11 protein-coding genes are annotated in these 12,055 nt (G+C 64.4%); 9 read left to right on the forward strand and 2 right to left on the reverse strand.

Annotated features, from left to right (window positions below; all coding sequences use genetic code 11):
• Nucleotides 1-83 precede the first annotated feature (83 nt).
• Genes V3W40_RS21995 through trxA form a run of 3 tightly spaced genes read left to right on the forward strand, consistent with a single transcriptional unit; the run spans nt 84 to nt 2,103 of the window.
• Nucleotides 84-539 (forward strand): YbaY family lipoprotein, encoded by a 456-nt coding sequence (locus V3W40_RS21995; protein ID WP_027605189.1) that lies wholly within the window; start codon nt 84-86, stop codon nt 537-539.
• Entirely contained in the window at nt 536-1,198 is a 663-nt protein-coding gene (locus V3W40_RS22000) for a class I SAM-dependent methyltransferase (RefSeq protein WP_330215644.1), read from the forward strand. Before V3W40_RS21995 ends, V3W40_RS22000 begins: the two co-directional genes overlap by 4 nt.
• 32 nt (nt 1,199-1,230) lie before the next feature.
• Nucleotides 1,231-2,103, forward strand: coding sequence for a thioredoxin (trxA, locus tag V3W40_RS22005; RefSeq protein ID WP_330215645.1), 873 nt, complete (start codon nt 1,231-1,233; stop codon nt 2,101-2,103).
• On the opposite strand, the gene V3W40_RS22010 is transcribed toward trxA, so the two are convergent.
• Entirely contained in the window at nt 2,100-2,447 is a 348-nt protein-coding gene (locus V3W40_RS22010) for a hypothetical protein (RefSeq protein ID WP_074847749.1), read from the reverse strand. The two genes, trxA and V3W40_RS22010, sit on opposite strands and share 4 nt — an antisense overlap.
• 132 nt (nt 2,448-2,579) lie before the next feature.
• Between V3W40_RS22010 and V3W40_RS22015 the strand changes: the two genes are divergently transcribed.
• The 5 genes from V3W40_RS22015 (at nt 2,580) to V3W40_RS22035 (ending at nt 6,574) form a co-directional block, all read left to right on the forward strand.
• On the forward strand, nt 2,580-3,185 hold the full coding sequence (locus tag V3W40_RS22015; RefSeq protein ID WP_330215646.1) for a DUF2796 domain-containing protein: 606 nt from the start codon (nt 2,580-2,582) through the stop codon (nt 3,183-3,185).
• Nucleotides 3,186-3,191: 6 nt separating this feature from the next.
• Nucleotides 3,192-3,902: an ABC transporter ATP-binding protein gene (locus tag V3W40_RS22020; protein WP_065925133.1), complete on the forward strand. Its 711-nt coding sequence runs from the start codon at nt 3,192-3,194 to the stop codon at nt 3,900-3,902.
• A 1-nt stretch (nt 3,903) separates the two neighbouring features.
• Complete coding sequence (locus V3W40_RS22025) at nt 3,904-5,169, forward strand: ABC transporter permease (RefSeq protein WP_027605183.1); 1,266 nt, start codon at nt 3,904-3,906, stop codon at nt 5,167-5,169.
• Nucleotides 5,170-5,259: 90 nt separating this feature from the next.
• Nucleotides 5,260-5,781: a DUF3299 domain-containing protein gene (locus V3W40_RS22030; protein ID WP_065925132.1), complete on the forward strand. Its 522-nt coding sequence runs from the start codon at nt 5,260-5,262 to the stop codon at nt 5,779-5,781.
• Between the two features lie 94 nt (nt 5,782-5,875).
• Nucleotides 5,876-6,574 (forward strand): OmpW/AlkL family protein, encoded by a 699-nt coding sequence (locus V3W40_RS22035; RefSeq protein ID WP_065925131.1) that lies wholly within the window; start codon nt 5,876-5,878, stop codon nt 6,572-6,574.
• A 158-nt stretch (nt 6,575-6,732) separates the two neighbouring features.
• On the opposite strand, the gene V3W40_RS22040 is transcribed toward V3W40_RS22035, so the two are convergent.
• Nucleotides 6,733-7,617, reverse strand: a complete 885-nt coding sequence (locus tag V3W40_RS22040) for a sugar nucleotide-binding protein (RefSeq protein WP_027605180.1) — start codon at nt 7,615-7,617, stop codon at nt 6,733-6,735.
• 166 nt (nt 7,618-7,783) lie between these two features.
• Between V3W40_RS22040 and V3W40_RS22045 the strand changes: the two genes are divergently transcribed.
• Nucleotides 7,784-12,043, forward strand: a complete 4,260-nt coding sequence (locus V3W40_RS22045; protein ID WP_330215647.1) for a DEAD/DEAH box helicase — start codon at nt 7,784-7,786, stop codon at nt 12,041-12,043.
• Nucleotides 12,044-12,055: the final 12 nt, after the last annotated feature.

The raw sequence follows: 12,055 nt of genomic DNA on the forward strand, positions 1-12,055 counted from the left end.
GCCATAGCCTTTACGGTATATAGGCAGGCCTATATGTTTCTTATATTTCAAGCCACGGATTTTGTCCTTTTCTGGAGCCGTACATGCAGTTACGACCACTTGTTTTGCTCACCGTGTTCAGTGTCCTGGTCGCCTGCAGCAGCGAAGCCCCCAAGCCGGCCGCCCCTCAACCGACGCCCGCACAAGAGAAAAAAGTCCCCGGCATTGAAGACCTCGGTCCCCTGCCCGCCTATCAACGCGAAATCAGCGGCAGCCTCACCAACGTGCCGGCCGGCGCCGAAGTCGAGATGGCGCTGCTGGTGATCGATGACCGTTCGCGCCCGCAACAACTGTTGGCGAGCAGCGTCTTGACCGGCAATGGCAAGCCCCTGGCCTTCCGCCTGCGCTACAACCCCGAGGCGTTCCCAGCCGGTGCGCGGGTTGAATTGCGTGGCCGTGCCAGCCAATCCGGCCAGTTGATCCTGCACCTGCCTGCCGTACGCATCACCCAGGCGATCACCCAGACCACCGGCCCCCTGGAACTCGTCAAGGCACCATGACGCCGCCGCTGGACTTGCAGCGCGCCCTGAGCGCGCTGATCGGCGACGCCCAACTGCTGCCCTGCCCGCTGCCGGATACCACGCTTTCATTGTGGCTGCTGGATGCGGACAACATGGACCGCGCCTTCAGCCCCGAGGAAACCCGGCGCATCCTGCATGAACCGCCCTACTGGAGTTTTTGCTGGGCCAGCGGCTTGGCGCTGGCGCGGTATCTGGCGGCGAACCCGCAATGGGTGAAAGGTAAGCGCGTGCTGGATTTCGGCGCGGGCTCCGGTGTGGCCGGGATTGCGGCGGTTAAAGCCGGCGCGCTGGAAGTGGTGGCCTGCGACCTGGATCCGCTGGCGTTAGCGTCCTGCCGGGCGAATGCCGAACTCAACGGTGTGGAACTGAGTTACTCGCCGGACTTTTTCGCCGAAGCCGACCGCTTCGACCTGATCCTGGTCGCCGACGTGCTCTACGACCGCGCCAACCTGCCGTTGCTCGACCACTTCCTCAGCCGAGGCCGCGAAGCGCTGGTGGCGGACTCGCGCGTGCGGGACTTCCAGCACCCGGCTTATCGGCGGCTGGAGATACTCGATGCACTGACGTTGCCGGACCTGGCCGAGCCTTGGGAGTTTCGCAAGGTGAGCCTGTACCATTCGCGGCGCCAGCCCTTATAGTTGCCCCATTCCCGCTTTATTCGAGACGCCCCATGAGTGAACCCACGCCGTACATCTTCGACGTCACCAGCGCCAATTTCGACCAGGCCGTGATCCAGAACTCCTTCGAAAAACCCGTGCTCGTGGATTTCTGGGCCGAGTGGTGCGCGCCGTGCAAGGCGTTGATGCCCATGCTGGCGCAGATCGCCGAGAGCTATCAGGGTGAGCTGCTGCTGGCCAAGGTCGATTGCGAGGCCGAGCAGGACATCGTCGCGCGCTTTGGCATTCAAAGCCTGCCGACGGTGGTGCTGTTCAAGGATGGCCAGCCGGTGGATGGGTTTGCCGGGGCGCAGCCGGAGTCGGCGGTGCGGGCGCTGCTGGAGCCTCACGTGAAGATGCCACCACCGGCGGCGGCTGACCCACTGGAGCAGGCCCAGGCGCTGTTTACCGATGGCCGCATCAGCGACGCCGAGGCCGTGCTGGTGGCGCTGCTGGGTGAAGACAACACCAACGCTGCCGCGTTGATTCTGTACGCGCGCTGCCTGGCCGAACGCGGTGAGTTGGGTGAAGCCCAAACCGTGCTCGATGCAGTGAAGAGCGATGACCACAAAGCCGCCCTCGCCGGCGCCAAGGCGCAAATCACCTTCCTGCGCCAGGCCGCCGACCTGCCGGACACCGCCGAGCTGAAAAGCCGCCTGGCGCAAAACCCGCAGGACGACGAAGCCGCCTATCAACTGGCCATCCAGCAGCTGGCGCGCCAGCAGTACGACGCGGCGCTGGAAGGCTTGCTCAAGCTGTTTATCCGCAACCGCAGCTACAGCGAAGGCCTGCCGCACAAGACCTTGCTGCAGGTGTTCGAGCTGTTGGGCAATGATCACCCGCTGGTGACCGTGTACCGCCGCAAGTTGTTCGCCGCGCTGTACTAATCGCCGATCCAACTGTACAGCGGCGTATCCCCGCCGCTGGCCACCTTGACCTTGGCGCTATGGCGCAGGCGCACCAACAGGCGCTTGCCCGCCGCGGCATCCCCCGCCAAACCTTCCAGTCGATCAAGCAGTTCCAGGCCGCTGAGTTGCCCGGCGTTGCGCAACAGGTCCTGGGCGTTCTGCCACAGATCATCGTTCGGCTTGACCGGCGCTGCCGGCGCGGCGGTCGCGCTTGCCACTGGCCTCGCCTGCAGCTGCGCGCCGAGTCGTGCCCAATCGCCGTCGTCCAGCTCCAGGGTCAAGTCCACCGGCAGGTCGCCGATGGTTCCACGAATTCGCAACATCGTCCTTACTCCTGCATTTTTTCTGACGAGCATGCTCCCATGCGGCTTGCGCAACGCCAAGCGGGCGGGCAAACTCTCGGCACTATTGTTATAAGATCACATAACAAAACTTTCATCTCCTGGAGCTTTCCCATGCGCCGTCTGTTGCTTGCATTGCCGTTTGCCCTGTTGCCACTCGCCATCGCTCATGCCGCCGACGAGCATGACCACGATCACGAACACGGCAGCCTCGGCGCCCACGAGCATGGCGTAGGCCGCCTTAACGCGGTACTCGACGGCCAGGCCCTGGAGCTTGAACTGGACAGCCCGGCGATGAACCTGGTGGGCTTCGAACACCTCGCCACCAGCGCAGCCGACAAAGCCAAGGTCGCCGCCGCCCGCAAACAGCTGGAGAACCCACTGGCCCTGTTCAACCTGCCCAAGGCCGCGGGTTGCGTGATCAGCTCCCAGGAACTCAACAGCCCGCTGTTCGGCGACAAACCGGAAGCCGACCACGACGACGATGATGATGATGACCACGACGCCAAAGACGGCGCCCACGAGCATCATCACGATCACAGTGAAATCCACGCCCACTACCAATTCACCTGCGCCACGCCGACCGCCCTGGGCAACCTGGACCTGACCCAGGTGTTCAAGACCTTCCCCGCCACCCAGAAAATTCAGGTACAACTGATCGGCCCGAGCGGCCAGCAAGGTGTTGAAGCGACGGCCACAGCAGCCACCCTGAAGTTCTGAGTGCCCATGACCCACCCATTGATCGAACTGTCTGACCTGGGCTTTAACTGGCCCGGTCACCCACAGTTGCTGGACATCCCCGCGTTCCGCCTGGAAGCGGGGGAAACCCTGTTTCTCAAGGGGCCGAGCGGCAGTGGCAAAACCACCTTGCTCGGCCTGCTCGGCGGTGTGCAGAAGCCCAGCCTGGGCAGTATCCGCCTGCTCGGCCAGGAGCTGACCGAACTTTCGGCCGGCGCCCGGGACCGCTTTCGCGTTGACCACACCGGCTATATCTTCCAGCAGTTCAACCTGCTGCCGTTCCTGTCGGTGCGCGAGAACGTCGAGCTGCCCTGTCACTTTTCCAAGCTGCGCGCGCAACGGGCAAAGCTGCGCCACGGCAGTGTCGACACAGCCGCCGCCACATTGCTGGCGCACCTGGGCCTGAAGGATAAGGACTTGCTGGAGCGCCGCGCCGACTCGCTGTCCATCGGCCAACAGCAACGGGTGGCCGCCGCCCGTGCGCTGATCGGCCAACCGGAGTTGGTGATCGCCGACGAGCCCACCTCGGCCCTGGACTACGACGCCCGCGAAGCCTTCATTCGACTGCTGTTCGCCGAATGCCGCGAAGCCGGCGCCAGCCTGTTGTTTGTCAGCCATGACCAGAGCCTGGCGCCGCTGTTCGACCGTAACCTGTCGCTGGCCGAACTCAATCGCGCCGCCACGCCCGCAGAGGTTTGAGATGTATCTGTTTCGTCTAGCCATGGCCAGCCTGGCTAACCGCCGCTTTACCGCGATCCTCACCGCCTTCGCCATCGCCTTGTCGGTGTGCCTGCTGCTGGCGGTGGAACGCGTGCGCGTTGAGGCGCGCAACAGTTTCGCCAGCACCATCAGCGGCACCGACCTGATCGTCGGCGCCCGCTCCGGTTCGGTCAACCTGCTGCTGTACTCGGTGTTCCGCATCGGCAACGCCACCAACAACATTCGGTGGGACAGCTACGAGCACTTCGCCGCCAGCCCCCAGGTGAAATGGGCGATCCCGATTTCCCTCGGCGACTCCCATCGTGGCTACCGCGTCATGGGCACCAACGAATCCTACTTCGAGCACTACCAGTACGGGCGCAAGCAAAACCTGGAACTGGCCAGCGGCCGCGCCTTCGCCACCGACCCGTTCGAAGTAGTACTCGGCGCCGAAGTCGCCGATGCCCTGCACTACAAGCTCGGCGACAAGCTGGTGCTGGCCCACGGCGTGGCGGTGGTCAGCCTGGTAAAACACGATGACAAACCGTTCACCGTGGTCGGTATTCTCAAGCGCACCGGCACGCCGGTGGACCGCACGCTGCATATCAGCCTCGGCGGTATGGAGGCGATCCATATCGATTGGCACAACGGCGTACCGGCCCAGGGCAAAGGCCGCATCAGCGCCGACCAGGCGCGCAACATGGACCTCACCCCGCAAGCCATCACGGCCTTTATGCTCGGCCTGAACAACAAGATTTCCACCTTCGCCCTGCAGCGGGAGATCAACGAATTCCGTGGCGAACCGATGCTGGCGATCCTGCCCGGCGTGGCGCTGCAAGAGCTGTGGAGCATGATGGGCACCGCCGAAAAAGCCTTGTTCGTGATCTCGCTGTTCGTGGTGCTGACCGGTTTGATCGGCATGCTCACGGCGATCCTCACCAGCCTCAACGAACGCCGCCGCGAAATGGCGATCCTGCGCTCGGTGGGCGCGCGGCCGTGGCATATCGCAACCTTGCTGATTTTCGAAGCCTTCGCCCTGGCCCTGTCCGGCGTGATCGCAGGCGTGGGCTTGCTGTATGTGTGCATCGCCGCATCGCGCGGGTATTTGCAGGCCAATTACGGCCTCGACCTGCCGATGTCGTGGCCCAGCGAATATGAATGGACCTTGCTCGCCGGTATCCTGGCGGCAGCGCTATTGATGGGCAGCGTGCCCGCCTGGCGCGCCTACCGACAATCCCTGGCCGATGGCCTGTCCATAAGGCTGTGAACAGCAGCTGTACGTTTCAAGCTACAAGCCTCAAGCGAATCGGCTTTTACTTGAAGCTTGCAACTTGCAGCTACCCACTGAGGAGTCTTCATGCGTCGCGCTCTGTTTGCGTTATTGCTGCTGGTGGCCGTGCCGGCCTGGGCGGAGGACCAGCCCAGGGATTTGTCCTGGCAGGAGATGATCCCGCCGGACGCGCCACCGGAAATCCCCAATATGAAACCGCTGCACAACCTGTCGAACATGGCCGATGCCTTGTCCGTCGAAGCGGCACCAGCGGCCAAGCAGGATCTGCCCAATGCGCCGGTGGTGCAGAGCCTCGATGGCCAGCACATCCGCCTGCCCGGGTATATCGTGCCGCTGGAAGTCAGCGAAGAAGGCCGCACCACCGAGTTCCTGCTGGTGCCGTATTTCGGCGCGTGCATCCATGTGCCGCCACCGCCATCGAACCAGATCGTGCACGTGAAAAGCGAACTCGGCGTGAAACTCGATGAGCTCTACCAGCCGTACTGGATCGAGGGTGCGATGCAGGTCAAACCGTCCACCAGTGAACTGGCCGACGCCGGCTACCAGATGGATGCCGAGAAAATTTATATCTACGAACTGCCGGAATAACGCTGATCGCCCTTTCATTGAGCTGAGTCAACAGACCGGACGGAACGATCTTTACCATTGGACGTACAACTTCTAAACGTCCTCTGGAGCTCCCATGAACAAGTCTCTGCTCGGCGCGTCCCTCTTCGCCCTCGCACTCGCCGCCCCTGCCGTCCACGCTCACGAAGCGGGCGACATTCTGATTCGTGCCGGTGCAATCACCGTGAACCCGAAGGCAGACAGCGGCACCGTCAAAGTTGACCAGGGTCCACTGGCCGGCGCCAACCTGGGCGGCAAGGCGACCATGAGCAGCGACACCCAGCTGGGTTTGAACTTCGCCTACATGCTCACCAGCCATGTCGGTATCGAACTGCTGGCGGCCACGCCGTTCGAGCATGACGTGAAGCTTAAGAACACCGCCCTCGGCGCCGCCAACGGCAAGCTCGGTACGCTGAAACACCTGCCGCCGACCCTGAGCGTCGTGTACTACCCACTGGACAATAAATCCCCGTTCCAGCCGTACGTAGGCGCCGGTATCAACTACACCTGGATCTACGACGAACACGTCGGCAGCCGCGCCTCCGAAGCCGGTTTCAGCAACTTCAAGGCCGAGAACTCCTGGGGCTGGGCTGCGCAGATCGGCGCGGACTACATGATCAACGACAAGTGGATGATCAACGCCCAGGCGCGTTACATCGACATCAGCACCAAGGCCACCGTGGAAAACAACGCCGTGGCGCCTGGCACCCGGGCCAAGGTCAATGTGGACGTGGACCCGATGGTTTACATGGTGGGTATCGGCTACAAGTTCTAAGCAACACTGCATAACCAATGTGGGAGGGGGGTTGCTGTAGTGAGGGGGCTTGTCCCGCGCTGGGTGCACCGCGGTCCAATGGGACTGCTGCGCAGTCCGGCGCGGGGCAAGCCCGCTCACTACAGCAATCCCCCTCCCACATTTGGTTTTGTATTGAGTCAGCTGTGGCGGTAGAACCGGTCCAGCAATGCCGGTAGCCCCGCCCGCCACGCCCGCGGCTTGATGCCGAAGGTGTGGAGGATTTTCTTGCAGGCCAGCACCGCATGCTGCGGTTCGTCTGCTGCATCCGGCCGTGCCGCGTGGGCCTGGGCGGTGGGCGCTTCGATGGCCAGCGCATGGTAGCTGCGCGCTTCGGTGAGGATCGCCTGGCCCAGCGCCAGCGGCGTGGTCGCCTCATGCCCGGCGTAGTGGTAAGTGCCCCACAGCGGCGCCGCGCAATCGAGTTGCTTGAGCACCGAGATGATCACCCGTGCGGCATCGTCCACCGGCGTCGGGTTACCGCGTCGGTCGTCCGCCATCAACAACTCATCCGGTTTCTCGGCCCGCGCCAGGAAGCGCCCGAGGGTGCCGTCGACACTGTCATCCAGCAGCCAGCCAAAACGCAACAGCACATGCTGCGGGCACGTCGCGCGCACGCTCTGCTCGATCCGCCACAACGCCTGGCCACGCAGGCCCAGGGGCACCGGCTCGTCCTTTTCGCTGTAGGCGGTGGCGCGGGAGCCATCGAACACGCGGTAGCTGGACGGTTGCAGCAGGGTAATGTTGTGGTGCTGGCACAGTTCAGCCAGGCGCTCGATGGCGAACTCCTGGGCGGCCAGGCGGGTTTCGCTGACGGCTTCGGCCTGGAACCAGTCGAAATAGTAGGCGAGGTTGATCAACGCATCGGGACGGGTGTCGTCGAGCAATTGGGTGAGGCTTGCGGCATCCCAGCCGTCTTGGGGCGGTTTGGGTGCGAGGAAACCAATGTCTTCCTCTGCACCGAGGCGAATCAGCGCCTGCCCGAGGGCATTCCCGCCGCCCAGTAACATAAGGCGCATTCGCATAGATTGAGCAGGCCCGGTCTGTTTGGAACGATGGTTATGGTCGGCAAGCCCGTGAGGCGTGCCGTAGGTTTATTCCAGAATCGTTGCATTTTGCGGGTTTGTAGCGCAACCGTCACGGATAAAGTGCGGGGTTGCAACTTGTTGGAGTGGGCTGCATAACTTAGGCATGAACCTTCCTGAATCAACCGACACGGTCTTGAACGGCTTCCACCCCGCCGTCAGCACCTGGTTCCGCCACACCTTCCCTTCGGTGACCAGCGCCCAGGCCCAGGCGTGGCCGCTGATCCGCCAGCGCCGCTCGACGCTGATCGCAGCGCCCACCGGCTCCGGCAAGACGCTGACGGCGTTCCTCGCGGTGCTCGATGACCTGGTTCACCAGGGCCTGGCCAACGGCGGGCAACTGCCGGACGAGACGCTGGTGGTGTATGTGTCGCCGCTCAAGGCGCTGTCCAATGACATCCAGATCAACCTGCAAACCCCGCTGGCCGGGATCACCGAGCATTTGCAGCGCCTGGGCCTGCCGCCACTGGTGATCCGCACCGCCGTGCGCACCGGCGATACCCCGCAGAAAGACCGCGCACAGATGCGCAAGCGCCCGCCGCATATCCTGGTGACCACGCCGGAATCGCTCTACGTGCTGCTGGGCTCGGACTCCGGCCGGCAGACGCTGGCCAGCACGCGCACGGTGATCGTCGATGAAATCCACGCCATCGCCGCCAGCAAACGCGGCAGCCACCTGGCCTTGAGCCTGGAGCGCCTGCAAGGCTTGTGCGCCGAGCCGCTGACCCGCATCGGTCTGTCGGCCACGCAAAAACCCATCGAAGCGGTGTCGCGCTTTCTGGTGGGCACTGAGCGAACGTGCGACATCGTCGACATCGGCCATGCCCGCCCCCGTGACCTGGATATCGAAGTGCCCCCGGTGCCGCTGTCGGCGGTGATGGCCAACGATGTCTGGGAGCTGGTCTACGACCGCCTCTCCGCCCTTGCCCGTGAGCACCGCACCACGCTGATCTTCGTCAACACCCGGCGCCTGGCCGAACGCCTGGCCCGGCACTTGAGCGAGCGCCTGGGCAAGAGCGCCGTCGCCGCCCACCACGGCAGCCTGGCCAAGGAGATGCGCCTGGACGCCGAGCAACGGCTCAAGGCCGGCGAGCTGCAAGTGCTGATCGCCACAGCGTCCCTGGAACTGGGGATTGATATCGGCGATGTCGATTTGGTGTGCCAGATCGGTTCGCCGGGCTCCATCAACGGCTTTCTGCAACGGGTGGGCCGCTCCGGGCATCAGGTCGGCGGCACGCCCAAGGGGCGCCTGTTCGCCACCACCCGCGACGATCTGATCGAATGCGCCGCCCTGCTCGATTGTGTGCGGCGGGGAGAACTGGACACCTTGCAGATCCCGGTGGCGCCCCTGGACGTGCTGGCCCAGCAGATCATCGCCGAGGTCAGTGCCCAGGAGTGGCCGGAGCAGGCCCTGCTTGACCTGATCCACCGCGCCGCGCCCTACGCCACCCTGGATGAACGCCACTATCAGGCGCTGCTGCAGATGCTCGCCGAGGGCTACAACGGGCGCCAGGGTATCCGCAGCGCGTACCTGCACCGCGATGCCCTGACCCGCACCCTGCGCGGTCGCCGTGGCGCCAAGCTGACCGCCGTGACCAGCGGCGGCACCATCCCCGACAACGCCGACTACAGCGTGTTGCTCGAACCCCAAAGCCTGAACATCGGCAGCGTCAACGAAGACTTCGCGGTGGAAAGCATCGCCGGGGATATCTTCCAGCTCGGCAATACCTCCTACCGCATCCTGCGGGTCGAGGCCGGCAAAGTGCGGGTCGAAGACGCCCACGGCCAGCCGCCGACCATTCCGTTCTGGCTCGGCGAAGCGCCGGGGCGCAGCAATGAGTTATCCGCCGCTGTCGCGCGTTTGCAGGGGCAACTCGACACCCTGCTCAGCGCCAGCCCCGGCGACCTGCAACCGGCGCAAGAGTGGCTCACCGGCACCCTTGGCCTGAACCGCGCCAGCGCCGAACAGATCCTCGACTACCTGGCCCGCGCGCGCCTGGCCCTCGGCGCGTTGCCGTCCCAGGACACGTTGATCATGGAGCGGTTTTTCGACGAATCCGGCGGCACCCAGTTGATCATCCACACGCCGTTCGGCAGCCGCATCAACCGGGCCTGGGGCCTGGCCTTGCGCAAGCGTTTTTGCCGCACCTTCAATTTCGAATTGCAGGCGGCAGCCAGCGAAAATGCGATCGTGCTGTCGCTGTCCACCAGCCACAGTTTCGAGCTGGATGAGGTGTGGCGTTACCTCAACAGCAACAGTGCCGAACACCTGCTGATCCAGGCGGTGCTGGATGCGCCGCTGTTCGGCGTGCGCTGGCGCTGGAACGCCGGCGTGGCCCTGGCGCTGCCGCGCTTTACCGGTGGGCGCAAGGTGGCGCCGCAGATCCAGCGCATGAAGAGCGAAGACCTGATCGCCAGTGTGTTCCCCGACCAGATCGCCTGCCTGGAAAACCTCGCCGGTGAACGCGAAGTACCCGAGCACCCGCTGGTGGAACAAACCCTCGATGACTGCCTGCACGAAGCCATGGACAGCGACGCCTGGCTTGCCTTGCTGCGGCGCATGGAGCGCGGCGAAGTGCGCTTGATCAGCCGCGACCTGCCGGCGCCCTCGCCCATGGCCGCCGAAATCCTCAGCGCGCGCCCCTACACCTTTCTCGACGATGCACCGCTGGAAGAACGCCGCACCCAGGCCGTGCTCAACCGTCGTTGGAGCGACCCACAGAGCACCGACGACCTGGGCGCACTGGATGCGGACGCCATCGCCGGCGTGCGCGAAGAGGCCTGGCCGGCGCCCCATGGCGTGGATGAAATGCATGAGGCACTGATGAGCCTGGCGTGCATCGCCAGCCACGAAGTCACGGCGCAATGGGCCGAGTGGCTGAACGCCTTGGCCAAGGCTGGCCGCGCCTTTCAGTTGTCCAATGGCCTGTGGGTCGCGGTGGAGCGCCTGGGGTGTTTGCAGGCGATCTACCCCAACAGCTTGCCGTTGCTCCCCGGCTTCGATGAGCCCTGGACCTTTGACGACGCGCTGGTGGAACTGCTGCGTGCGCGCCTGGGTGGCTTCGGCCCGCAGAGCATTATCGAGATCGCCGCGCCACTGGCCTTGCCGCTGGCCGACATCACCCAGGCACTGGCCCGCCTGGAGCAGGAAGGCTACGTGCTGCGCGGTCGCTTCAGCCCCGGCGCACTCGAGGAACAATGGTGCGAACGGCATCTGCTCGCACGCATTCATCGCTACACGGTCAAGCGCCTGCGCCGGGAAATCGAGCCGGTGGCGCTGCAGGATTTCATGCGCTTCCTGTTCGATTGGCAGCATCTGTCCGATAGCACACGTGGCCAGGGCAGCGCGATGCTGCCGCAGATTGTCGGCCAGTTCGAAGGCTACGCCGCCGCCACGTCGGCCTGGGACAGTGACCTGCTCAGTGCGCGGCTCAAGGATTACTCATCGACCTGGCTCGACGAGCTGTGCCGCAGCGGCAAGCTGGTGTGGACGCGCTTGAGCAACAAGTCCGGCGCCATCGCCCTGCGCAGCACGCCGGTGGTGCTGTTGCCGCGCAGCCAGGTGGCATTGTGGAGCGGGCTCACCGAACCCACCGATAGCACGACGCTGTCGCCCAAGGCGCAGAAAGTCCACCTGGCCTTGCGCGAACACGGCGCGCTGTTTTTCGATGAGCTGGTGCACGAAGCCCATCTGTTGCGCAGCGAACTGGAAACCGCCTTGCAGGAACTGGTCGGCGCCGGCCTGGTGAATGCCGACAGTTTTGCCGGGTTGCGCGCACTGACCACCCCGGCCAGCAAGCGCCAGGCGCGCAGCAGTCGGCGCGGGCGTGGGGCGTTTATCGGCGGCATGGACGATGCCGGACGCTGGGCGCTGATTCGCCGCCCATCGACCGCCGCCGGCCCGCACTCGGCCGAAACCCTGGAACATGTGGCGATGACCTTGCTGCGCCGTTATGGCGTGGTGTTCTGGCGTTTGCTGGAGCGCGAGGCGGATTGGTTGCCGAGTTGGCGCGAACTGCTACGCACATTCCATCGGCTGGAAGCCCGGGGTGAGATTCGCGGCGGGCGGTTTGTCAGCGGGCTGGCGGGTGAGCAGTTTGCGCTGCCGGAGGCGATCCCATTGCTGCGCGAGGTGCGGCGCCGCCCCCATGACGGGAGTTTGATCGCCGTGTGCGGGGCTGACCCGCTGAACCTGGTGGGCACACTGTTGCCGGGCAGCAAGGTGCCGGCGGCGAGTGGGAATCGTGTTGTGTATCGGGATGGGTTGCCGGCGGCGGTGATGGTGGGGGGCAAGCAACAGATATTGCTGGATGTGGATCAGCAGTCAATACGGGACAAGCTGATCCAGCACCGCGCAAATCCGTAGCAGCTGTCGGGC

This window comes from Pseudomonas sp. AM8, from assembly GCF_036346475.1.
Classification (GTDB): domain Bacteria; phylum Pseudomonadota; class Gammaproteobacteria; order Pseudomonadales; family Pseudomonadaceae; genus Aquipseudomonas; species Aquipseudomonas marginalis.

Bases quoted from the DNA above. Each gene is read 5' to 3' on its own strand.
- V3W40_RS22040 (WP_027605180.1), bottom strand. From the start codon at position 7,617: ATGCGAATGCGCCTTATGTTACTGGGCGGCGGGAATGCCCTCGGGCAG.
- V3W40_RS22035 (WP_065925131.1), top strand. From the start codon at position 5,876: ATGAACAAGTCTCTGCTCGGCGCGTCCCTCTTCGCCCTCGCACTCGCC.
- V3W40_RS22010 (WP_074847749.1), bottom strand. From the start codon at position 2,447: ATGTTGCGAATTCGTGGAACCATCGGCGACCTGCCGGTGGACTTGACC.
- V3W40_RS22015 (WP_330215646.1), top strand. From the start codon at position 2,580: ATGCGCCGTCTGTTGCTTGCATTGCCGTTTGCCCTGTTGCCACTCGCC.
- V3W40_RS21995 (WP_027605189.1), top strand. From the start codon at position 84: ATGCAGTTACGACCACTTGTTTTGCTCACCGTGTTCAGTGTCCTGGTC.
- V3W40_RS22000 (WP_330215644.1), top strand. From the start codon at position 536: ATGACGCCGCCGCTGGACTTGCAGCGCGCCCTGAGCGCGCTGATCGGC.
- V3W40_RS22025 (WP_027605183.1), top strand. From the start codon at position 3,904: ATGTATCTGTTTCGTCTAGCCATGGCCAGCCTGGCTAACCGCCGCTTT.
- V3W40_RS22020 (WP_065925133.1), top strand. From the start codon at position 3,192: ATGACCCACCCATTGATCGAACTGTCTGACCTGGGCTTTAACTGGCCC.
- V3W40_RS22030 (WP_065925132.1), top strand. From the start codon at position 5,260: ATGCGTCGCGCTCTGTTTGCGTTATTGCTGCTGGTGGCCGTGCCGGCC.
- trxA (WP_330215645.1), top strand. From the start codon at position 1,231: ATGAGTGAACCCACGCCGTACATCTTCGACGTCACCAGCGCCAATTTC.
- V3W40_RS22045 (WP_330215647.1), top strand. From the start codon at position 7,784: ATGAACCTTCCTGAATCAACCGACACGGTCTTGAACGGCTTCCACCCC.